The following is a 20,832-nucleotide window of genomic DNA, read 5'->3' on the forward strand; positions in this document are numbered from 1 at the left end:
TAGAGGTTGGTTTATACCAACCTCTTTGTTATAATTAAAGAAGAACGGAGAGGTTAAATGGATACTTTACTTATCATTAGGCAAAATTATTCTAGCTTTACGACAGTTGAGAAAAAAATAGCTGACTATATTTTTGAAGTCGGAGAGAAAATGCTAGAAAAAAGTGCGCAAGAAGTGGCTGGAGAAATTGGTAGCTCCTCTGCGGCTTTAGTAAGATTTTCCAGAAAGTTAGGTTATGATGGATTCTCCCAGTTTAAACAAAAATTGAGTGCCTCGTATGCTGCTCATGTAGATGATGAAGAATACTACAAGGAAGTAAATGATTCTGAATCACCTACTTCAATTAAGAATAAACTCAAAGTCCGGGTAAATCACATGGTAGAGACGACAAATTCTGCTCTGTTGGATGATGAAATTATGGATGCTGTGTCTTCAATTGATGCTGCTGAGAATATCTTTGTTTTTGGAATTGGAGCATCTTCAATGGTTGCTCAGGATATTTTTCAAAAGTTTAGTCGAATTGGCAAGCAAGTTATCTTTATTCAAGATGCCCATTTATTTGTTTCCTCTCTTTCTGTTTCTAATAAAAAAACAATCTTCATTGGAATTTCAATGAAGGGGGAAACAAAAGAAGTTCTGGAACTCGCAAGCGTGGTAAAAAATATGAAAATCCCGATTATTGCAATTACTTCTCGGGAAAATTCAAGCTTAGGACAAATGGCTGATTGTATTCTTCATTCTGTTTCGGGTGAAGATTATCAAATGCGGACTGCTGCAACAATGAGTTTGATGGCTCAGCTTTATGTTGTTGACATTCTTTTTTATATGTATGTATCAGAGCATTTTACAGAAAGTTATGACAAGTTGGAAAAAACACGTGATGCTATAAAATTATTGGAAAAAAAGTGATAGGATTGAAATTTATTAATGATGAGTTGATTTCTGCAATTTTTTTCACAATGTGATAAAATAGACCATGTAAAAGATGGACTGAAGTCCAAAATTTAAGAGGCTTAAACGCCCTATAAGGAGAATTAGAATGTCACGTAAACCAATTATCGCTGGTAACTGGAAAATGAACAAAACTTTGTCAGAAGCGCAAGCTTTTGTTGAAGCTGTAAAAAATAACTTGCCTTCATCTGATAATGTTGAATCAGTTATCGGTGCACCTGCACTTTTCCTCGCTCCTATGGCTTACCTTCGTCAAGGTTCAGAATTGAAACTTGCTGCTGAAAATAGCTACTTTGAAAATGCTGGAGCGTTCACTGGTGAAAATAGTCCAGCTGCTATCGTTGATTTAGGTGTTGAATACATCATCATCGGTCACAGCGAACGTCGTGAATATTTCCACGAAACTGACGAAGACATCAACAAAAAAGCAAAAGCAATCTTCGCTGCTGGAGCAACTCCAATCCTTTGTTGTGGTGAAACTTTGGAAACTTTTGAAGCTGGAAAAACAGCTGAATGGGTTTCAGGTCAAATCGAAGCTGGTCTTGCTGGCTTGAGTGCTGAACAAGTTTCAAACTTGGTTATTGCTTATGAACCAATCTGGGCAATCGGAACTGGTAAAACTGCAACAAACGAAATCGCTGACGAAACTTGTGGTGTTGTTCGTTCAACAGTTGAAAAACTTTACGGAAAAGAAGTTTCAGAAGCTGTACGTATCCAATACGGTGGTTCAGTTAAACCTGAAACAATCGAAGGATTGATGGCTAAAGAAAACATCGACGGTGCCCTCGTTGGTGGAGCTTCACTTGAAGCTGATAGCTTCCTTGCATTGCTTGAAATGTACAAATAATTTTATAATTATGGGTTGAATGAAAGTACTGATTCTGTCAGTACTTTTTTCGTACATTTTTTAGTTTTTGTTATAGGATTGAAGTTTATAGTTCTGCTAGTATCTTTATCAGTAAAACTTTTGATAAAATAAAGAGATGACAAATTAATTAAGGGGAGAAAAATGTGTACCAGTTTTCAACTAAAGTCAAGTGACGGTGGATTGGTTTTTGCTAGAACAATGGATTGGCATACTTTTAATGCCGCTGCCCTTGTTCTACCAAGGAATTATGAATGGACAAGCGTCTATAACAATCAAAAAATGATTAATCCATATGCCATCCTTGGCGTCGGAAATAGCGAAATGAGATTACATGCTGATATTTCAGATGGTGTAAATGAATATGGCTTGGCGGCACAAAAACTAACTTTTTCAAATCAGTCAGATTACGCTAAAGAAGCAGAGAAGGGAAAAGTTCAACTTGCTGCTTTTGAATTTTTGCTTTGGTTGCTGGGGAATTGCCGTTCAATTGAGGAAGTTCGTCAGAATATTGATAATGTACAGTTGATGACTGATGAAAATGCAATCTACAAATTTGGACGTAATGATTTACATTTTTCTGCGACAGATCCAAGCGGCCAAATGATTAATATTGAACCACATGGTGGACGATTGGTCATTTCAGATAATCCAATTGGTGTGGTTACAAATGCTCCTAAATTTGAGAATGAAGTTGAGAAATTAAGGACTTATATGGATATCAATTTACTGACAGAAAGTGAAAATACTTCTGTCAGTAAAAATGAGGATAGTAATTCATCATTAGAAAATCTGTCAGTAAAAAATGATAATCCTAACCAAATTTCGACAGGAAGTTTCAATGGGAAACCAGTTTTTCCTGGAGGATTCACACCAACAGCTCGATTTATTCGAGCAGCTATTTACAAAGAAAGAGCGGTGTATCCTAAAGATGAACAGCAAAATATTATTGAGGCATGGCATATTTTAAATGGTGTTACAGTTCCAAAGTCTGAAGGCCGCTCAGGGACTTATACTGTTTATCGCAGTGCTGTGGAAGTGAACAGTCGCAGACTTTACTTACAAACGTATGATGATTTAAGTATACAAGTCTATCGTTTCCCAGATGAATTATAATCTTAAGATTTTGTTATAATGAAAACAAAATTATTTTAGGAGAATTTAATGCATCTCATTGTTATTTTAGGCGCACTTATTTCAATATCTTTTACAACTACTTATCTTATCGCTAGTCTGCGTGGTCGAGTTAAACCGAATAGAATTACTTGGTTAATTTGGGGAATTGCTCCATTGATTAGTACAGCAGCATCCTTATCAACTGGTGTTTCTTGGGCAAGTTTACCCGTATTTATGGCTGGCTTTGGTCCAATTTTAGTTTTTATTGTTTCATCATTTAACAAAGCAGCTTATTGGAGAATTGAAAGATTTGATTATATTTGTGGCCTTGTTTCTATTTTGGCCTTAGTAGCTTGGTATTTGACTAAAAATCCTAATGTTGCAATATCTCTTGCGATATTATCAGATGCTCTAGCCGCATTACCTACCATGTTAAAAGGTTGGAAGTATCCCGAAACAGAAAATGGTTTCTTGTTTTTAGGTAGTCTTTTTTCTGCATCAACAAGTTTTACAGAGATTCATCATTGGAATTTCGCAGAAGTTGCTTTTCCAATTTATCTCATCTTGCTTAGTTTGACAATGTTATTCCTTATTGAAGGAAGAAGAAAATACTTAAATTATAAAAAAGTACTTTGACAAGTACTTTTTTTATAATTTAAGCCTTAAGATAAAGTACAATTCTAATATAAAATTGCAAAATAAAGTAATTTATAATAAAATATAAAGATATAAACGTATTTTATATTTAATTTTTGTATTTTAAAATAATAAATATGGTTTCAATTGGAAGACCTAAACTTTAATATGATTTAAATGGTTTAAGCTCAATAAGTGAAATGTTGAAAAAGTTATGCGAAAGGTAACGAATGTGAGAAAATATCAGAAGGAAAATGTTTACGAAGCTTTCAATAAACGACTAGATTATATTTGTAATTATTTCGACCACTTAATTGTCTCCTTTTCTGGCGGGAAAGATTCTGGATTGATGCTAGAACTTGTTCATCGTTATTATGAAGAAAATAAACTTGCTGACAAAGAAATAGCAGTTTCTGTTTATTATCTTGACTATGAGGGGAATTATCAAGAAACCAAAGACTATATAGAACGCTCAATGGGGAAATATCCTGATTTTGATTATTATCATATTTGTATGCCTGTCTCTGCTTCTTGTGGAATATCGATGTCACAATCGACTTGGCTTCCTTGGGACCCTGAACATCCCGAACTCTGGTTGAATTCAGTTCCAGAAGGAGCAATTCATCTTGAAAATCACAATTTCCCATTTTTTGAAATAGGAATGTCTGATTATGATTTTCAAAGCAAATTCTGTCAGTGGCTTCATCAAGAAAAGAAAGCAGAAAGAACAGCAGTTCTTGTCGGAATCAGAGCTCAAGAAAGTTTAAATCGCTTTAATGCTGTGACACGTGATGAAACTTTTTCAAGATTTGGAACTACAAATTATAGTCATCGAATTTTTCATAATGTTTTCAATTTTTATCCGATGTATGATTGGTTGTTTGAGGATGTCTGGGTAGCAAATGCTAAATTTTCTTTTGATTATAATCATTTATATGATTTATATTTTCAAGCAGGAGTACCCTTTAAAAGTATGAGGGTTGCCAATCCTTTTCATCAATGTGGCGTCTCATCTTTGAAATTGTATCAAGCATTGGAGCCAGAGACTTGGGGAAAATTGATTGGTCGTGTCAATGGAGCAAATTTTGCGGCTATTTATGGTGGGACAATTGCTCTTGGTTATCGTGGAGTCAGTCTTCCTAAGGGGCATACTTGGGAGACCTATGTTGACTTTTTACTCAAGACATTACCAGAGGATATTCGAGAAGTTTATCTGAAAAAGTTCCAGAGTTCTCTGACTTACTGGACAAAAAATGGGGGAGCTTTGCCTCAGAAAGTTGTCAGTGAACTTGAAGAAACAAATTTGCAATTTGAAAATTTAGGTACTCCAAAAAATAATCGAAATTACAAACAGGAATATGAATTAGTTCGTTTCAAAAAATACCCTGATGATGTACCAATTAAAAATTTCAGATTAGTTCCCTCTTATAAAAGAATGTGTATCACCATTTTAAAAAATGATACTTCCTGTCAATATATGGGATTTGGTCAAACGAAAGATGAATTGCAAAAGAAGAAGGAGGCAATGAAAAAATGGGAGAGCTTTTTGTAAGTCCAGCTTATCAAGTGAGACGGGTTCCAATTGAAAAGATTAGAGCAAATTCATATAATCCTAATAAAACTGCGCCGACTGAATTTAAACTTTTAGAACGGTCGATATTAGAAGATGGTTATACCATGCCAATTGTCTGCTACTATGACAAAGAAAATGATACTTATGAGATCGTGGATGGTTTTCACCGCTATCTTGTAATGAAAAATTCTGAAACGATTGCGCAAAGAGAAGGGAACTGTTTACCCGTTTCTGTGATTGATCGCCCATTAGAAGATAGAATAGCCAGCACTATTCGCCATAATCGTGCCAGAGGGACTCATTCAGTAGAATTAATGACAGAAATTGTTCAACAATTGGTTGAAGCTGGTTTAAGTGATCGGTGGATTATGACAAATATTGGAATGGATAAAGAAGAATTATTAAGGCTCAAACAATTAAGTGGGCTTGCCTCTTTGTTTAAAGGAGGGGAGTTTTCACGGTCTTGGGAATGGGATAAAGAAGAATAGAGTGTAGTTAAAGCTATCCTCTTTTTTATCTATATTTTCCGTTTTGTAAAGTCAATTGCTATCCATAGGTGTGTTATAATAGGTCAAGTATTTGTGATTTTTATTGGTAAGATTAATTTTAGGGTTAATCCTCTCACTATCTTTCATTGAATAGGAAAAATTTTTGAAGGGATTTATAAATGTTGCAAAAACCTAATTCGGCTTATTTTCACATTCCTTTTTGTTCTCATATTTGTTATTATTGCGATTTTGCTAAAGTACTGATGACAGGACAGCCGATTGATGCTTATATTGAATCGCTCATAGAAGAATTTCAAAGTTTCGAGATAGAAAAATTAAGAACAATCTATATTGGTGGTGGAACGCCCAGCGTTTTATCAGCCCAACAACTTGAACGTTTACTGACAGCGATTGCTGAACAGTTAGATTTAGAAGTTTTGGAAGAATTTACTGTTGAAGCAAATCCAGGGGATTTATCAGATGAGGTTATTAAAGTTTTGGCTGATTCAGCAGTCAATCGAATTTCATTAGGTGTCCAAACTTTTAATGATGCTTTGCTCAAAAAAATCGGGCGGACACATACAGAAGTTCAGGTCTATGACTCAGTTGAAAGACTGAAAAAAGCTGGATTTGAAAATATTACGATTGATTTAATCTATGCTTTACCTGGGCAAACGATGGAGATGGTTAAGTCAGATGTTGAAAAATTTTTAGAATTAAAACTACCACATGTGGCTTTATATAGTCTTATTTTAGAGGATCATACAGTTTTTATGAATCGACAACGTCGTGGTCTTTTACGCCTGCCAAGTGAAGATAAAAATGCGGACATGTATGAATATATCATGGATATTTTAGCTAAAAATGGTTATAATCACTATGAAGTTTCAAATTTTGGCTTACCAGGATTTGAGAGCAAACATAATATAACTTATTGGGATAATGAGCAATATTATGGAATTGGCGCTGGAGCGTCAGGATATTTAGCAGGGATTCGTTATAAAAATCTTGGTCCAGTTCATCATTACCTTAAAGCTGCTCCAACTGAAAAAAGGATAAATGAAGAAGTTTTAAGTAAAAAATCTCAAATAGAAGAAGAAATGTTCTTAGGTCTTCGGAAAAAATCGGGAGTTTTGGTTGAGAAGTTTGAAAATAAATTCAAGTGTTCATTTGAAAAATTATACGGTGAACAAATCACAGAACTTATTAATCAAAAATTATTATATAATGATAGACAAAGAATCCATATGACAGACAAAGGTTTTGAGTTGGGGAATAATGTCTTTGAGAAATTTTTGCTCGATGATATTAATTTTTAATGCTATCGTGATGAATTTTTGTGAAAGTTATGTTACAATATAATTAATGAAACCTAAAATGAGACGTAAACTTAAAAAAATGGGAGCTTTTATCTTTACAGCATCCATGATTGCAATGATCGCCTTACTTGGTTTAGTACGAATTCGACCGGTAGAACCTCCTAAAAAAGCAGCAACTGAAAAAATTGTTGTAAATCATATTTTGGATGAGAAGGTTTTGGATTTGAATAAACCAGTTGTTGACCTTTCGGGTTGGCAACGTCCAGAAGATATTGATTACAACACCTTAAGTCAGCATGTGATTGGTGCGGTTATTCGTGTCAATGGTTCTTATGGTCATGCTGATAATTCAGCAAGCAAGGATGGAGAAGATACTGCCTATAAACAGCACATTAAAGCTTTCCAAGAGCGGGGAATCCCGACTGCGGTTTATGCTTTTGTGACTGGAGAAAACACTTCTGAAATGAGGAAGCAAGCAAGAGACTTTTATCGTCGAGCAAGCCCTTATAAGCCGACCTATTATTGGCTTGATGTCGAGGTAACCAATATGAAAAATATGAACCAAGGGATTGAGGCTTTTCGCTCTGAGTTGGAGAAACAAGGAGCTAAAAACATTGGTATTTATGCCCAAGACTGGTTCTTGCGAGATAATCAAATAAAAGTTGATAAATTTAAAGCGATTTGGATTGCTGCCTATGGACGAAATACAGGTTATTGGGATGCTTCACCAGAAACGACTTTAAGTTATAAAATGCAACAATTTACTGACCAAGGAACTTTACCAGGTTACTCGGGAAATGTTGATTTGAATATGGTTAATAACCAAACCAACTATAATGAATTGTTTAAAAATCAAAAATAAAATTTTTCTTCCAAGTTAATTTATGATTCTCTTGGAAGTTTTTTTATTAAGCCTGAAATAAATAAATTTGCTATAATAAATCAAAAAGCAATTAAGGAGTTCATGATGTCAGAGAAATTTACAAGACCAAGTAAAGATGAATATTTTAAAGAAATTGTCCAAGTGGTTGCAAAACGATCAACTTGTAACCATGCTCAAGTAGGAGCTTTATTGGTCAGTCCTAATGGTCAACTTCTCTCTACGGGATATAATGGTGCGGTTTCGGGGATGCCACATTGTACAGATATTGGTTGTACTGAAGATAAATATGGACACTGTGTAGCAACGGTTCATGCAGAACAAAATGCGATTGCTCAAGCTGCTAAACATGGCGTTTCACCTGAAGGTGCGATTTTATATACAACGTTATTTCCTTGCCTTGCCTGCCTGAAATTAGTTGTTGCTGCTGGTGTGAAAGAAATTAAATACATTGATGAGTATCATGCTAAAGATCCTTATGAAGAATTATTGATTGATACTTTAGAAATCGCCTGTGAAAAAATTTAATTAGCTCTGAGAACTTTAAAAACTCTGGCTAATAGATGAGCAATTTATGAAAATTGCTCTTTTTTTTGCTAAAATAGAAGGCGAGGTTATCATAAAATGGGTATAAAATATCAACAAAATTATCAAGTTCCTTTCTATGAAAGTGATGCTTTTAAAAAAATGCGAATTTCAAGCCTTTTAGCTGTGGCTTTACAGATTTCTGGAGAGCAATCAACGGCACTTGGACGCTCAGATGTCTGGGTATTTGAGAGATATGGTCTCTTTTGGGCAGTTATTGAATATGAATTGACGATTCATCGTTTACCAGAATTTAATGAAAAAATAACAATTGAAACTGAAGCAACTAGTTATAATAAATTCTTTTGTTATCGGAATTTCTCATTTTTAGATGAAAATGGAGAAGTTTTAGTTGAAGTTCGTTCAACTTGGGTTTTGATGGATAAGGCAACGAGAAAAATTGACCGTGTATTGGATGAAATTGTTGATCCTTATGAATCTGAAAAAGTATCAAAAATTTCACGTCCTCATAAATTCCGTAAAATTGACGAATTTAGTGATGCTCAAAAAATTGTTTATCCTGTCCGTTTTTCAGCATTAGATATGAATGGACATGTTAATAATGCGAAATATTATGATTGGGCAGCTGATATGGTGGATTTTGAATTCCGTAAAAGTCATCAACCCAAACATGTATTTATAAAATATAATCATGAAGTCCTTTATGGTGAAGAAATTAATGCTTTAATGTCTTGGGAAGACGAAGTGAGTCATCACAATTTTAATGACGGAAGTACTCAAATTGAAATTCACTGGGGAAAAATTTAATGACAGCTCTGTCAGTAAGTTTTAGTGATAAAAAGTAGAAGAGAATAAAATGACAAATAAAAAATATGGTGGTTACTTAATTGACCTTGATGGGACAATTTACTTGGGAAATAAGCGTATTCCTGCAGGCGAGAATTTCATTCATCGGCTACAAGAGGCTAAAATACCTTATCTTTTGGTCACAAATAACACAACAAAAACACCGCGCGTGGTACAACGCCGTTTGAGTCAACAATTTAATATTGACACTCCATTGGAAACGATTTATACTGCAAGTCTTGCTACTGTTGATTATATGAATGATTTAGGCTTAGAAAAAACAGTTTATATCATTGGAGAAGATGGTCTTAAAGAAGCGATTTATGAGGCAGGTTACAAAAAAGATCGTGAGAATCCAGCTTACGTTGTGGTCGCTTTAGATACTGATTTAACTTATGAAATGCTTGTCCTTGCTACTCTGGCAATTCATAAAGGAGCTAAATTTATCGGAACAAATCCAGATTTGAATTTGCCAAACGAACGTGGTTTGACTCCTGGAGCTGGAGCGCTGATAAAAATGCTTGAAGCGGCAACACGAGTTGAAGCAACCATTATTGGTAAGCCAGAAGCTATTATAGCCAATAAAGCGGTCGAAAAATTAGGGCTTCCTAAATCTGATTTATTAATGGTTGGCGATAATTATCTGACAGATATTCATACGGGCATTAATAACGGAATTGATAGCTTGCTTGTCACAACTGGATTTACAAGAGCTGAAGAAGTACCAAATCTTCCAGTTCCTCCGACTTATGTTGTAGCTAGTTTAGATGAGTGGGAAGTTTGAAAATATTACTGACAGGTCTGTCAGTAATTGATTGCTTTTAAAAATTTACTGACGGAAAAATTAATTTCTGTCAGTAAATTTTAGAATACTTTGGGAGCGCCTATGAGAGATAAAGTCATTTTTGGATTTAGTATTTTATGGATTATTGCCTTGTCAGTAACTTTAACTATTTTTTTGGCGATTCCCTTATTTTTTGGTGAAATTTTTTGGTATCAATTAACCGATTTAGTTCAAATAACTGCCGGTAAAATATGGCATAATTTTTTAATTCTAATGAATTATTTAATTAATCCTTTGGAAACGAAACTATCTATGCCTGATTTCCCCTCGTCAGCAAGTGGTCTTCACCATTTCGCAGAAGTGAAAAATTTGTTTATGCTTGTTTTCTTTCTGACAATCATTTTGATTCCTTTCATTATTCGATTTATAAAAGAAAATCTTTCGCTTGTTTTCCATAATGCGCTTAGAGTTGTTATGCTATTTCCTTTAGCAATTGGAGTTATTGCTTGGCTAATTGGCTTTGACCAATTTTTTGTAGCTTTTCATGAAGTGCTTTTTCGGGATAATAGTTGGCTCTTTGACCCAGCGACAGACCCGATTATTAGCGTTTTGCCTGAGCAATTTTTCATGCATAGCTTTTTAATCTTTTTACTCATCTATGAATTAATCTTTTTTGTCATTTATAGACGTGGAACTTTATTTTTAAAGAAAAAATACTGACAGAATGGTCGGTGTTTTTTTATTGTTTGCTATTTCCGAATGATGTTATGTGTTTTTTGAAGAAATAGAAGTAAATAACTAAAAAAACCGTTTAATTGAGATAAAATGAATAAGGAAGGTTGAGCAGACAGAGATTTTATAATCGTTCAACTAGTGAAACCCGAAGGGTTTGGTCGGTCTTTTCTGTAAATCAAATCATAAATGAGTTCACAGGCTAGAAATTCATAAAAGCCTACTCATTCTCAAGGAGAAATTGCAATGAATAATCTAAACTCAGTATTTGACTACGAAGACATCCAACTTATCCCGAATAAATGTGTCATTAACAGCCGATCAGAAGCAGACACAAGCGTAAAACTGGGAAATTTTACATTCAAGCTCCCTGTTGTTCCAGCGAATATGCAAACCATTATTGATGATAAAATTGCTGAAATGCTTGCAAAAGAAGGCTATTTCTATATCATGCACCGTTTTCAAGCAGAAAATAGAGCGGCATTTATTAAAAAAATGCACCAACAAGGCCTGATTGCTTCAATTTCTGTTGGTGTTAAAGCAGATGAACATGCTTTTATTCGTGAAATTTCAGCAGACGCACTCATTCCCGAATTTATTACAATTGATATTGCTCATGGACATGCAGATTCTGTTATTAAAACAATTCAATTGATTAAACGTTTGATGCCACAAACTTTTGTGATTGCTGGAAATGTTGGAACGCCAGAAGCTGTCCGTGAATTGGAAAACGCTGGAGCAGATGCGACTAAAGTCGGCATTGGTCCAGGGAAAGTATGTATCACAAAAGTTAAAACTGGATTTGGTACAGGCGGTTGGCAACTTGCAGCGGTAAAATGGTGTGCTAAAGCAGCAAGTAAACCAGTTATTGCTGACGGCGGAATTCGTACTCATGGCGATATCGCAAAATCAATCCGTATGGGAGCAACAATGGTAATGGTTGGTTCACTTTTTGCTGCACACGAAGAATCACCAGGACAAACTGTTGAACGTGACGGACAACTTTTCAAAGAATATTTTGGTTCAGCTTCAGAATATCAAAAAGGTGAACACAAAAATGTCGAAGGAAAGAAAATTCTCCTTCCTCACAAAGGCTCACTTAAAGATACATTGAAAGAAATGGAAGAAGATCTTCAAAGTTCAATTTCTTATGCTGGCGGTCGTGATTTGTCTGCGCTGACAAAAGTTGATTATGTTGTTGTTAAAAACTCAATTTGGAATGGTGATGCGATTTAGTAAGCATTTTCTTTCCCATTGTTCGGGAATACCAAAACTTATGCTTGAAAAACTTTAGCATTTAGTCTATAATAGAACAATCTTATTTATACCTAGAATATGGCTGGGCGTTTCTACCTCGTACCGTAAATGCGAGACAATAAGGAAATTCGATTTTTCAGTAAATTTAATTTCTTTTTTGCGTATTTGAAACGTCTTGTTATTTTTTATAACGAGACGTTTTTCTCACCTGTGGGCACAGATGAGAAAAAATTTTTTTAAGGAGAGAATAATGAAGTTATTAGAAGACCGCATTCATACAGACGGTCAAGTATTAGGACAAGACATTCTTAAAGTTGACCGCTTTTTGACACACCAAGTGGATTATCAATTGATGAAGGAAATCGGGAAACGTTTTGCACAAGTTTATGCAAATGCAGGAGTTACAAAAGTCGTAACCATTGAAGCAAGTGGGATTGCCCCTGCTTTATATGCTGCTGAATCACTCAACGTTCCAATGATTTTTGCTAAAAAAGCAAAAAATGTAACTATGAATGATGATTTATTGATTACAGAAGTTTATTCTTTCACTAAAAAATTAACTTCAACTGTCCAAATTTCAAGCAAACTCATTGAAGAAGGCGATAAAGTCTTGATTATTGATGACTTTTTAGCTAATGGTCAAGCAGCACTTGGTTTGGTTCATTTAATGGAACAAGCTAAAGCAGAAGTTGTCGGTTTAGGAATGGTGATTGAAAAATCTTTCCAAGATGGCCGTCAAAAACTTCTTGACCAAGGAATGAAACTTACCAGTCTTGCCCGGATTGAAAAATTTGAAGATGGTAAAGTCATCTTCGCCCCAGCCGATGATAAAGATTTCGACTAAGCTTAAGCAATAAGAAAATAAAAAAAGAAAAATTTAAGGAAAATCAAAATGTCTCAAAAAAATGAACAAAGCCAGGAGCAAAGTAACTCAAAATCTGCTGTTTTAGGATTACAACATCTGCTGGCCATGTATTCAGGTTCAATTCTTGTTCCAATCATGATTGCTGGAGCTTTAAATTACTCAGCAACTCAGTTAACCTATTTAATTTCGGCAGATATTTTCATGTGTGGTTTAGCCACTTTCTTGCAACTCCAACTACGTAAGCACTTTGGGATTGGCTTACCAGTTGTCCTTGGTGTTGCTTTTCAATCTGTTGCTCCATTAATTATTATTGGTCAAAGACATGGCTCTGGAGCAATGTTTGGTTCATTAATGGTTGCAGGGGTTTTCGTTATTTTGGTTTCAGGAATTTTCTCTAAAATCCGAAAACTATTCCCACCAATCGTTACTGGTTCAGTAATTACAACAATTGGTTTAAGCCTTATTCCTGTTGCTATTGGCAATATGGGGAATAATGTTGACAAACCAACAATCCAAAGTTTAATTTTAGCTGTTTCAACTATAGTGATTATTCTTTTAATTAATATCTTTACTACTGGATTTATTCGTTCTATTGCTATTTTAATTGGGCTTATTGCTGGAACAATTTTGGCTGCTAGCATGGGCTTAGTTGATTTTTCAGTTGTTTCTCAAGCACCGTGGGCACACTTACCACAGCCCTTTTATTTCTCAGCACCTAAATTTTATTTGGCTGATTCATTAATGATGATTATTATTGCTATCGTGTCATTGGTTGAATCAACAGGAGTTTATTTAGCTCTTGCTGATATTACTGGTGAAAATCTTGATGAAAAACGTTTGCGTAATGGTTATCGTGCGGAAGGATTTGCTGTATTTCTTGGTGGTGTTTTCAACACTTTTCCTTACACAGGTTTTTCACAAAACGTTGGTTTAGTGCAATTATCAGGAATTAAAACACGTAAACCAATTTATTTCACAGCTGGATTTTTAATTGTATTAGGACTTATTCCAAAATTTGCCGCTGTTGCACAACTTATTCCAACTCCAGTATTGGGTGGAGCGATGTTGATTATGTTTGGTATGGTTGCCACACAAGGAATTAGAATGTTGGCAAAAGTTGAATTTGAAGGAAATCAAAATCTTCTGATTGCTGCGGTTGCTATTGCGATGGGTGTTGGTTTTAACTCAACAAACTTATTTACAGCACTTCCAAGCTTTATTCAACCTTTTGTTTCTAATGGGATTGTGATGAGTACTGTTTCAGCAATTATCCTGAATTTAGTATTTAATCATGGAAAAAAAGATGAATTAGTTACTGACGAAACAAAATAAAATAAAACCACCGTTGAGGTGGTTTTTTTATTGAATTTTTTCTAAATCTCGCTGAAATTTCTTTTCAGAGTAAATTTCAAAAGAACCATCAGGTGCTACTAGGAGGTACTCTCCAAGTCGTCCAAAGGCTGGGATGCGTACTTGATTGACTACAAGATAAATATTATCCGGATAAGCATTACTCAGCTTATTTGGCGAAATATAAAGCCCTAGCCAGTCCAAATGTTTTATTTTTTTAGAAAGGGTATCATGCTCAGCTGGATTTTTTGTAGACATTCCGTCAGCAAGTAATTTTTCTTTGGTCTCCTTATTCATTGCAAATTGACCGGACCACGAGAGCTGTCCTTTCTTAAAAGCCTCTAAGACCTACGATTCGTTTGCGGGATTAGTCAGGCTGATTTGCCAATATTCAACAATTTCATTGCCTAGTTTAGCCTTCATAAAATGCTCCTTATCTTTGTATCTCCTTCTTATTTGCCTTCATTATAGCACTCACTAAATAAAAGAACAATAAAAAAACGCCTGTCAGTAATAGGGCGTTTGTCTATTTATAAATACAATTATTTTAACTTATCTTTTTCATAAGTATGAACGAGTTCTAGTCCACGGAAATCTTGTTGTTTTAAAGCTTCATAGACAATCATACAAGCACAATTTGATAAATTTAATGACCGAACATGTTCGTCATTCATTGGAATACGAATGCATTCATCACGATGTTCATGCATAAATTCTTCAGGTAAACCTGTATCTTCACGGCCAAACAAGAAGTAGTGATCTTTTTCATCATCGGAGTAATCAACGTCAGAATAAACATGCTCAGCAAATTTACTGACCAAATAGAGTTGTCCTCTGTCATTAATTGAATTCATAAAATCATCTAAATTTTTATGATAGACAATATTTACCTTATCCCAATAGTCTAAACCAGCACGTTTAAGATGCTTATCAGAAATTTCAAAACCAAAGGGTTCAATTAAATGTAAAACGGTATTAGTAGCCGCACAAGTGCGGGCGATATTTCCTGTATTGAAATGAATACGAGGTTCAAAAAGAGCAATATGATTCATGAAATACACTTTCTTAATAACAAAAATTTTACTGACAGCCTTATCAAAAAATCTATGAGTAAAATGTAATTATTTAAGAACATTTTACCATAAGCAGAAGAGCTGTCAGTAAATTAATTAAAGTAAAAAACAAAAAAACTAGACCCCTCGGAGTCAATCTCAGCAAGAAGTCTAGTTGGGGGACTAATTTGCTTTAATCATAACAGGAAAGATTGAAACAAATTAATATAATTGATATCATACCACTTCTTTTGTATTTTGTAAAGAGAAAACTAAATTTTTTTGATAAAAAAAAGAAATTATTTTTAAAAATGAGTGACCAATATCAAACTTGTCAAAGCGAAAACAGCAAAAATTTGCTATAATAGTAAAAGTAAAAATCAATGAGAGGGGTTGCTATGATAATTGGAATATGGGCAGAAGATGAAGCAGGTCTTATCGGTGAAGCTGATAAAATGCCTTGGTCTTTACCTGCTGAACAACAACATTTTAAAGAAACAACCATGAATCAAGTGATTTTGATGGGACGAAAAACGTTTGAAGGAATGAATAAACGTGTATTGCCAGGGAGAATAAGTATTATTTTAACTCGCGATGAAACTTATCAATCAGATAATGAAAAAGTGCTCATCATGCACAGCCCTAAGGAAGTTCTAGATTGGTACCATAAGCAAAATAAAGACTTATTTATCACAGGAGGAGCTGAAATTTTAGCCCTTTTTGAATCTGAACTTGAATTGCTCTATCGAACAGTTGTTCATGAAAAATTTAAAGGAGATACTTATTTTCCAAGTACATTTGATTTTGGGAAATTTAAACTAGTCTCTGAAAAATTTCACGATAAAGATGAGCGAAATTCTTATACTTTTACAATTAAAAAATATGAAAAAGTGAAACAACCATGACAAAATCAATTTTTGGGCTTTTCACAGCTCTCCTTTGTTGGATTAGCATTGTCATCGCTATTCAATGCTTTAGAAAAAAACGTTGGGGTCTGGGAGTATTGTTTTTACTCAATGCTTTTACGAACCTCGTAAATACAATTCACGCTTTTTCTGGAACTTTATTTTAAAAAATAGAAAAAGTGCCTTTTAAGTAAGCCAATAATACTTACTTTTTATGTTAGTGAAATCAGGAAAAAAATAACTATGTCAAATACACAAAATCCAAATATACATTGTTCTTTCTGTGGAAAGAGTCAAGATGATGTAAAAAAAATGATTGCCGGTTCAGACGTTTATATTTGTAATGAATGTATTGAACTTTCAACTCGAATCTTAGAAGAAGAATTAAGAGAAGAACAAGATTCAGAAATGCTTGAAGTTAAAACACCTAAAGAAATGTTTGACCATTTAAATGAGTACGTGATAGGTCAAGAAAAAGCAAAACGTGCACTTGCAGTTGCCGTTTATAATCATTACAAACGAATTAATTTTACAGCAAGTAAAATTGCTGAAGATATTGAACTACAAAAATCAAACATTCTATTAATCGGACCTACCGGTTCTGGTAAGACTTTTCTCGCTCAAACTTTAGCGAAATCACTCAACGTTCCATTTGCGATTGCAGATGCGACAAGTTTGACTGAAGCTGGTTATGTTGGAGAAGACGTTGAAAATATTCTCTTAAAACTTTTACAAGCGAGTGATTTCAATATTGAACGTGCTGAACGTGGAATTATCTATATCGATGAAATTGATAAAATTGCTAAAAAATCTGAAAATGTATCAATTACTCGTGACGTTTCCGGGGAAGGTGTTCAACAAGCCCTTTTGAAAATTATTGAAGGGACAGTAGCTAGTGTTCCACCACAAGGTGGACGTAAACACCCTAATCAAGAAATGATTCAAATTGATACCAAAAATATCTTATTTATCGTTGGTGGAGCTTTTGACGGGATTGAAGAAATTGTCAAACAACGTTTAGGTGAAAAAATTATTGGTTTTGGTGCCAATAATAAAAAATTAAATGACGATGATTCTTATATGCAAGAAATTATTGCCGAGGACATTCAAAAATTCGGATTAATCCCTGAATTTATTGGTCGTCTGCCAATTGTTGCTGCTCTGGAACGTCTGAACGAAGAGGATTTGATTCAAATTTTGACAGAACCTAAAAATGCTTTGATTAAACAATATAAACAACTCCTTTTATTTGATAATGTTGAACTTGAATTTGAAGATGAAGCCCTCATGGCAATTGCTAGAAAAGCAATTGAGCGCAAAACAGGAGCGCGTGGACTTCGTTCAATTATTGAGGAAGTAATGATGGATATCATGTTTGAAGTTCCAAGTCATGAAGAAATTACCAAAGTTATTATTAATGAAGCAGTTGTTGATGGAAAAGCTGAGCCACAAATGATTCGAGAGGCCAAGAAAAAATGACCATAAATACAAATAATCTGACAATAACAATTTCAGCAGCATCAAAAAAACAATATCCAGAAAATGATTGGCCAGAAATTGCCTTAGCCGGGCGTTCAAATGTCGGTAAATCAAGTTTTATTAATACTTTACTTAATCGTAAAAACTTTGCCAGAACTTCTGGTCAACCTGGTAAAACACAGTTGCTCAATTTTTATAATATTGATGATCAACTTCATTTCGTTGACGTACCTGGTTACGGCTACGCTCGTGTTTCTAAAAAGGAACGCGAAAAATGGGGTAAAATGATTGAGGAATATTTGACAACAAGAGAAAATTTAAAAGCAGTTGTCAGCTTAGTTGATATTCGTCATGAACCCTCAGAAGATGATTTGATGATGTATGAGTTTTTGAAATACTACCATATTCCAGTGATTTTAGTTGCGACCAAAGCCGATAAAGTTCCACGTGGTAAGTGGAATAAACATGAATCTATTATCAAAAAAGCAATGAAATTTGATAGTACAGATGATTTTATTATCTTTTCTTCTACTGATAAGACAGGATTTGAAGAAGCTTGGGAAGCGATTTTAAGATATCTCTGAAAATAGTGCTATGAAGAGATTCATAGCCTTTTCTACACTTAAAAAGAGGAAATATGTACAAAATAAAACTTAATAATATAAAATTTAGGGCACATATTGGTGTTCTGCCAGAAGAAAAAGTTCTCGGACAAAATCTCGAAATTGATTTAATCGTGGAAACAAATTTTGATTTTTCAGGAAAAGACGAATTAGATGAAACTTTGTCTTATGTTGATTTCTATGAGGCAACAAAAGCAGTTGTAGAATCTTCAAAAGCTGATTTAATTGAACATGTTGCCTTTGAAATTATTCAAGCAGTAAAGGCTACTTCAGAGCGTATATCAACGGTTGAAGTCCATCTTAGAAAATTAGCCGTACCGATTGAAGGAATTTTTGATTCAGCTGAAATTGAGATGAGAGGCTAAAGCTGGTTTTTAAGATAAATATTTTAAAGAGATAGAAGAGAAACAAAATCATAAAAGATTATGTCTAAATGGAGGACTTATGCAAACAACTTACTTAAGCATGGGAAGTAATATTGGTGACCGTCAGTATTATTTACATGAAGCCATTCGTTTATTGGGAAAACACCCTAAAATTATGATTGAAAAAGTATCAAATTTTTATGAAAGTACTCCAGTCGGCGGCGTCAAACAAGATGATTTTACTAATTTGGCATTAAAGGTGGCAACGCTACTTGAACCTTTGGAATTATTATCTTTTATTCATGAAGTTGAGCTATCTTTGAACCGTGAGCGAAAAATTCATTGGGGGCCAAGAACAATTGATATTGATATTATTTTCTATAACGACTTAGAAATGCAAGAAGAAAACTTGGTTATTCCACATAAAGAAGCTTTTAATCGTCTTTTTGTCTTGAAACCTATTTTTGAACTTATTGATAAAGACTTTAAATATTATGCGTCAATAGAAAAAGCAATAGCCGAACTTTCAGTAAGTGAACAAGAGCTCCATGTGATAAAAGAAGAAAAAACACCGAGAAATCGTATTGAAGATGCCGTTAAAGAGATTCTCTTTGCAGTAGGGGAAAATCCAAATCGAGAAGGATTACTTGAAACTCCAGCGAGAGTAGCTAAAATGTATGAAGAAATTCTTTCATCACAACGCTTAAGCAAGTTTAATGAGTATAAACTTTTTGAAATTGATTCTTCTAAAACGGATTCAATTGTGTTGATTAAAGATATTCCTTTTTATTCAATGTGTGAGCATCATATGTTACCATTTTTCGGGAAAGCACATGTTGCCTATATCCCAGCTGATGGAAAAATTATTGGCTTGTCAAAAATTCCCCGTTTAGTTGATTATGTTTCGCGCAAACTCTCGGTTCAAGAAAATATCACTCATGATATTGGAGATATTTTGACTGATATTTTGAGTCCTAAAGGAGTGGCAGTTCTTGTTGAAGGACGTCATATGTGCGTTGAAATGCGTGGAGTAAAAAAAGTAAATTCTATTACTAAAACTTCTTATTTTTTAGGTGAATTTAAAGAAAATAATGAAAAAAGAATGGAATTTTTAGAAAGTCTTTTATGAAAATCTTAGAACTTAATCAAGAATCTTTTTCTCTTAAAAATATTATCCTAAAATTTGATGAGTTAAATCACAATGAAATGATTTCTCTTCAAAAAAAACTTTATCGAAATGGTAGTTTGACAAGACTGGCTCCAGACTCCTTGTTAGTAGTTTTAACAATTGATGACTTAGCAAAATTGATTAATCTTTTTGAAAATGATGAAGATAAAAAAATGCTTGAAGTGATTTATAAGCGTCATCAAATCATTTGGTCAGGTAAAAATTTCAATTTTGATTTAACTAGAAAGTCAATTGTCTATTCAATCGTCAATGTTACACCAGACTCTTTTTATGATGGAAATCCAGATAATTTAAACCTCTCTCATATTTTAAAAAGAGTAGAAGCTGATTTAGAAAATGGAGCTTCTGTTCTTGAGCTGGGAGGGAAATCATCGAAACCAGGATATGACGATATTAGCCCAGAAGAGGAATGGAACAGACTGAAAGAACCTATTCTTGAGTTGAAAAAAAACTTTCCTAAAGCGATTTTTGCTGTCGATACGGATGAAGCTTATGTCATGGAACGAGTTTTAGACGCTGGGGTTGATATTATTAACGATATTGATGGTTTTGATACAAATGATAAATTAAAAGTGCTAGAAAAGTATCAACCGGCTTTAGTTGCTATGAATAATGGGCGAGCTGGTTTTAGTTATGCTGATAATGTTTATGAAGAACTTCCATTATTTTTTGAAAATAAAAAAGAAGAGTTACTTCAACTTGGTTTAAAAGCTGAACAAATCGTTATTGATCCTGGAGTTGGTTTTTTTAATGGAGATTCAGGTTCAGATAGTCTTGAGCGGGTTAAATCAACTGAAATTTTAAGCAGAATAGGTTTACCTCTTATGATTGCAATCTCTCGTAAGTCATTTATGGGAAAACTCTTCAATGCCCAAGGAGATGAGCGGCTTTTTTCAAGCCTTGTCCTAGAAGCGCAAATGGTTGCTGACGGGGGACGGATTTTGCGTGTTCATGATGTTAAGGAGACTAAACGTTTACTCGATGCAATTGAAATTTATAAGGAATTTTAAA

The 20,832-nt window shown here is 34.2% G+C and carries 24 protein-coding genes and 1 riboswitch; of the genes, 22 read left to right on the plus strand and 2 right to left on the minus strand.

Annotated features, from left to right (window positions below; all coding sequences use genetic code 11):
- Positions 1 to 57 precede the first annotated feature (57 nt).
- The 15 genes from IAE52_RS01155 (at position 58) to IAE52_RS01225 (ending at position 14,190) form a co-directional block, all read left to right on the plus strand.
- A complete protein-coding gene (locus tag IAE52_RS01155) occupies positions 58 to 909 on the plus strand; it encodes a MurR/RpiR family transcriptional regulator (RefSeq protein WP_109990858.1) in 852 nt (283 codons plus the stop codon).
- Between the two features lie 130 nt (positions 910 to 1,039).
- Positions 1,040 to 1,798: a triose-phosphate isomerase gene (gene tpiA / locus IAE52_RS01160; protein WP_003132078.1), complete on the plus strand. Its 759-nt coding sequence runs from the start codon at positions 1,040 to 1,042 to the stop codon at positions 1,796 to 1,798.
- Between the two features lie 162 nt (positions 1,799 to 1,960).
- A complete protein-coding gene (locus IAE52_RS01165) occupies positions 1,961 to 2,932 on the plus strand; it encodes a choloylglycine hydrolase family protein (RefSeq protein WP_109990859.1) in 972 nt (323 codons plus the stop codon).
- 48 nt (positions 2,933 to 2,980) lie between these two features.
- Positions 2,981 to 3,568: a hypothetical protein gene (locus IAE52_RS01170; RefSeq protein ID WP_033899482.1), complete on the plus strand. Its 588-nt coding sequence runs from the start codon at positions 2,981 to 2,983 to the stop codon at positions 3,566 to 3,568.
- Positions 3,569 to 3,800: 232 nt separating this feature from the next.
- A complete protein-coding gene (locus IAE52_RS01175; RefSeq protein WP_277730413.1) occupies positions 3,801 to 5,120 on the plus strand; it encodes a phosphoadenosine phosphosulfate reductase in 1,320 nt (439 codons plus the stop codon).
- Entirely contained in the window at positions 5,102 to 5,629 is a 528-nt protein-coding gene (locus IAE52_RS01180; RefSeq protein ID WP_003132085.1) for a ParB/RepB/Spo0J family partition protein, read from the plus strand. Before IAE52_RS01175 ends, IAE52_RS01180 begins: the two co-directional genes overlap by 19 nt.
- Positions 5,630 to 5,808: 179 nt before the next feature.
- The gene (gene hemW / locus IAE52_RS01185) at positions 5,809 to 6,948 is read left to right on the plus strand and encodes a radical SAM family heme chaperone HemW (protein WP_109990860.1); all 1,140 of its coding nucleotides are present in this window, start codon (positions 5,809 to 5,811) and stop codon (positions 6,946 to 6,948) included.
- A 58-nt stretch (positions 6,949 to 7,006) separates the two neighbouring features.
- A complete protein-coding gene (locus IAE52_RS01190; RefSeq protein WP_014570581.1) occupies positions 7,007 to 7,810 on the plus strand; it encodes a glycoside hydrolase family 25 protein in 804 nt (267 codons plus the stop codon).
- Positions 7,811 to 7,915: 105 nt separating this feature from the next.
- A complete protein-coding gene (locus tag IAE52_RS01195) occupies positions 7,916 to 8,356 on the plus strand; it encodes a cytidine/deoxycytidylate deaminase family protein (protein WP_021721810.1) in 441 nt (146 codons plus the stop codon).
- Positions 8,357 to 8,452: 96 nt separating this feature from the next.
- Positions 8,453 to 9,181: an acyl-[acyl-carrier-protein] thioesterase gene (locus IAE52_RS01200; protein ID WP_033899489.1), complete on the plus strand. Its 729-nt coding sequence runs from the start codon at positions 8,453 to 8,455 to the stop codon at positions 9,179 to 9,181.
- Positions 9,182 to 9,230: 49 nt separating this feature from the next.
- A complete protein-coding gene (locus IAE52_RS01205; protein ID WP_012897745.1) occupies positions 9,231 to 10,004 on the plus strand; it encodes a TIGR01457 family HAD-type hydrolase in 774 nt (257 codons plus the stop codon).
- Positions 10,005 to 10,106: 102 nt separating this feature from the next.
- A complete protein-coding gene (locus tag IAE52_RS01210) occupies positions 10,107 to 10,724 on the plus strand; it encodes a TIGR01906 family membrane protein (RefSeq protein WP_109990861.1) in 618 nt (205 codons plus the stop codon).
- Positions 10,725 to 10,982: 258 nt separating this feature from the next.
- Positions 10,983 to 11,972, plus strand: coding sequence for a GMP reductase (guaC, locus tag IAE52_RS01215; protein WP_109990862.1), 990 nt, complete (start codon positions 10,983 to 10,985; stop codon positions 11,970 to 11,972).
- 62 nt (positions 11,973 to 12,034) lie between these two features.
- A riboswitch (purine riboswitch) is annotated at positions 12,035 to 12,132 on the plus strand.
- Between the two features lie 111 nt (positions 12,133 to 12,243).
- The gene (locus IAE52_RS01220; protein ID WP_003132093.1) at positions 12,244 to 12,837 is read left to right on the plus strand and encodes a xanthine phosphoribosyltransferase; all 594 of its coding nucleotides are present in this window, start codon (positions 12,244 to 12,246) and stop codon (positions 12,835 to 12,837) included.
- Between the two features lie 48 nt (positions 12,838 to 12,885).
- The gene (locus tag IAE52_RS01225; protein WP_003132095.1) at positions 12,886 to 14,190 is read left to right on the plus strand and encodes a nucleobase:cation symporter-2 family protein; all 1,305 of its coding nucleotides are present in this window, start codon (positions 12,886 to 12,888) and stop codon (positions 14,188 to 14,190) included.
- A 27-nt stretch (positions 14,191 to 14,217) separates the two neighbouring features.
- Here IAE52_RS01225 and IAE52_RS01230 read toward each other — a convergent pair whose 3' ends face one another.
- Positions 14,218 to 14,505, minus strand: a complete 288-nt coding sequence (locus IAE52_RS01230) for a hypothetical protein (RefSeq protein ID WP_233610933.1) — start codon at positions 14,503 to 14,505, stop codon at positions 14,218 to 14,220.
- A 245-nt stretch (positions 14,506 to 14,750) separates the two neighbouring features.
- Positions 14,751 to 15,260, minus strand: coding sequence for a tRNA (cytidine(34)-2'-O)-methyltransferase (locus IAE52_RS01235; RefSeq protein WP_109990863.1), 510 nt, complete (start codon positions 15,258 to 15,260; stop codon positions 14,751 to 14,753).
- A gap of 398 nt (positions 15,261 to 15,658) precedes the next feature.
- Between IAE52_RS01235 and IAE52_RS01240 the strand changes: the two genes are divergently transcribed.
- The 7 genes from IAE52_RS01240 (at position 15,659) to folP (ending at position 20,831) form a co-directional block, all read left to right on the plus strand.
- Positions 15,659 to 16,165, plus strand: a complete 507-nt coding sequence (locus IAE52_RS01240; protein ID WP_029343872.1) for a dihydrofolate reductase — start codon at positions 15,659 to 15,661, stop codon at positions 16,163 to 16,165.
- On the plus strand, positions 16,162 to 16,332 hold the full coding sequence (locus IAE52_RS11485; RefSeq protein WP_003132101.1) for a hypothetical protein: 171 nt from the start codon (positions 16,162 to 16,164) through the stop codon (positions 16,330 to 16,332). The genes IAE52_RS01240 and IAE52_RS11485 overlap by 4 nt, the downstream gene beginning before the upstream one ends.
- A 76-nt stretch (positions 16,333 to 16,408) precedes the next feature.
- Positions 16,409 to 17,644, plus strand: a complete 1,236-nt coding sequence (gene clpX / locus IAE52_RS01245) for an ATP-dependent Clp protease ATP-binding subunit ClpX (protein ID WP_033899503.1) — start codon at positions 16,409 to 16,411, stop codon at positions 17,642 to 17,644.
- Positions 17,641 to 18,228, plus strand: a complete 588-nt coding sequence (gene yihA / locus IAE52_RS01250) for a ribosome biogenesis GTP-binding protein YihA/YsxC (protein ID WP_010905788.1) — start codon at positions 17,641 to 17,643, stop codon at positions 18,226 to 18,228. The genes clpX and yihA overlap by 4 nt, the downstream gene beginning before the upstream one ends.
- A gap of 53 nt (positions 18,229 to 18,281) precedes the next feature.
- A complete protein-coding gene (gene folB, locus IAE52_RS01255) occupies positions 18,282 to 18,632 on the plus strand; it encodes a dihydroneopterin aldolase (protein WP_003132106.1) in 351 nt (116 codons plus the stop codon).
- Positions 18,633 to 18,711: 79 nt separating this feature from the next.
- Positions 18,712 to 19,761 carry a GTP cyclohydrolase I FolE gene (folE, locus tag IAE52_RS01260; RefSeq protein ID WP_109990864.1) on the plus strand — a complete coding sequence of 350 codons (1,050 nt, stop codon included), beginning with the start codon at positions 18,712 to 18,714 and terminating at the stop codon, positions 19,759 to 19,761.
- Complete coding sequence (gene folP, locus IAE52_RS01265) at positions 19,758 to 20,831, plus strand: dihydropteroate synthase (protein ID WP_109990865.1); 1,074 nt, start codon at positions 19,758 to 19,760, stop codon at positions 20,829 to 20,831. Before folE ends, folP begins: the two co-directional genes overlap by 4 nt.
- Position 20,832 lies beyond the last annotated feature (1 nt).

This window comes from Lactococcus sp. S47, assembly GCF_016517475.1.
Taxonomy (GTDB): domain Bacteria; phylum Bacillota; class Bacilli; order Lactobacillales; family Streptococcaceae; genus Lactococcus; species Lactococcus lactis.

Excerpts from the sequence above, each read along its gene's own strand:
- IAE52_RS01225 (WP_003132095.1), top strand. The coding sequence starts at position 12,886 with ATGTCTCAAAAAAATGAACAAAGCCAGGAGCAAAGTAACTCAAAATCT.
- IAE52_RS01155 (WP_109990858.1), top strand. The coding sequence starts at position 58 with ATGGATACTTTACTTATCATTAGGCAAAATTATTCTAGCTTTACGACA.
- tpiA (WP_003132078.1), top strand. The coding sequence starts at position 1,040 with ATGTCACGTAAACCAATTATCGCTGGTAACTGGAAAATGAACAAAACT.
- IAE52_RS01230 (WP_233610933.1), bottom strand. The coding sequence starts at position 14,505 with ATGAATAAGGAGACCAAAGAAAAATTACTTGCTGACGGAATGTCTACA.
- guaC (WP_109990862.1), top strand. The coding sequence starts at position 10,983 with ATGAATAATCTAAACTCAGTATTTGACTACGAAGACATCCAACTTATC.
- yihA (WP_010905788.1), top strand. The coding sequence starts at position 17,641 with ATGACCATAAATACAAATAATCTGACAATAACAATTTCAGCAGCATCA.
- folP (WP_109990865.1), top strand. The coding sequence starts at position 19,758 with ATGAAAATCTTAGAACTTAATCAAGAATCTTTTTCTCTTAAAAATATT.
- IAE52_RS01195 (WP_021721810.1), top strand. The coding sequence starts at position 7,916 with ATGTCAGAGAAATTTACAAGACCAAGTAAAGATGAATATTTTAAAGAA.
- folB (WP_003132106.1), top strand. The coding sequence starts at position 18,282 with ATGTACAAAATAAAACTTAATAATATAAAATTTAGGGCACATATTGGT.
- IAE52_RS01180 (WP_003132085.1), top strand. The coding sequence starts at position 5,102 with ATGGGAGAGCTTTTTGTAAGTCCAGCTTATCAAGTGAGACGGGTTCCA.
- IAE52_RS01205 (WP_012897745.1), top strand. The coding sequence starts at position 9,231 with ATGACAAATAAAAAATATGGTGGTTACTTAATTGACCTTGATGGGACA.
- IAE52_RS01220 (WP_003132093.1), top strand. The coding sequence starts at position 12,244 with ATGAAGTTATTAGAAGACCGCATTCATACAGACGGTCAAGTATTAGGA.
- IAE52_RS01190 (WP_014570581.1), top strand. The coding sequence starts at position 7,007 with ATGAGACGTAAACTTAAAAAAATGGGAGCTTTTATCTTTACAGCATCC.
- IAE52_RS11485 (WP_003132101.1), top strand. The coding sequence starts at position 16,162 with ATGACAAAATCAATTTTTGGGCTTTTCACAGCTCTCCTTTGTTGGATT.
- IAE52_RS01210 (WP_109990861.1), top strand. The coding sequence starts at position 10,107 with ATGAGAGATAAAGTCATTTTTGGATTTAGTATTTTATGGATTATTGCC.
- IAE52_RS01235 (WP_109990863.1), bottom strand. The coding sequence starts at position 15,260 with ATGAATCATATTGCTCTTTTTGAACCTCGTATTCATTTCAATACAGGA.
- IAE52_RS01165 (WP_109990859.1), top strand. The coding sequence starts at position 1,961 with ATGTGTACCAGTTTTCAACTAAAGTCAAGTGACGGTGGATTGGTTTTT.
- IAE52_RS01200 (WP_033899489.1), top strand. The coding sequence starts at position 8,453 with ATGGGTATAAAATATCAACAAAATTATCAAGTTCCTTTCTATGAAAGT.
- clpX (WP_033899503.1), top strand. The coding sequence starts at position 16,409 with ATGTCAAATACACAAAATCCAAATATACATTGTTCTTTCTGTGGAAAG.
- folE (WP_109990864.1), top strand. The coding sequence starts at position 18,712 with ATGCAAACAACTTACTTAAGCATGGGAAGTAATATTGGTGACCGTCAG.
- IAE52_RS01240 (WP_029343872.1), top strand. The coding sequence starts at position 15,659 with ATGATAATTGGAATATGGGCAGAAGATGAAGCAGGTCTTATCGGTGAA.
- hemW (WP_109990860.1), top strand. The coding sequence starts at position 5,809 with ATGTTGCAAAAACCTAATTCGGCTTATTTTCACATTCCTTTTTGTTCT.
- IAE52_RS01170 (WP_033899482.1), top strand. The coding sequence starts at position 2,981 with ATGCATCTCATTGTTATTTTAGGCGCACTTATTTCAATATCTTTTACA.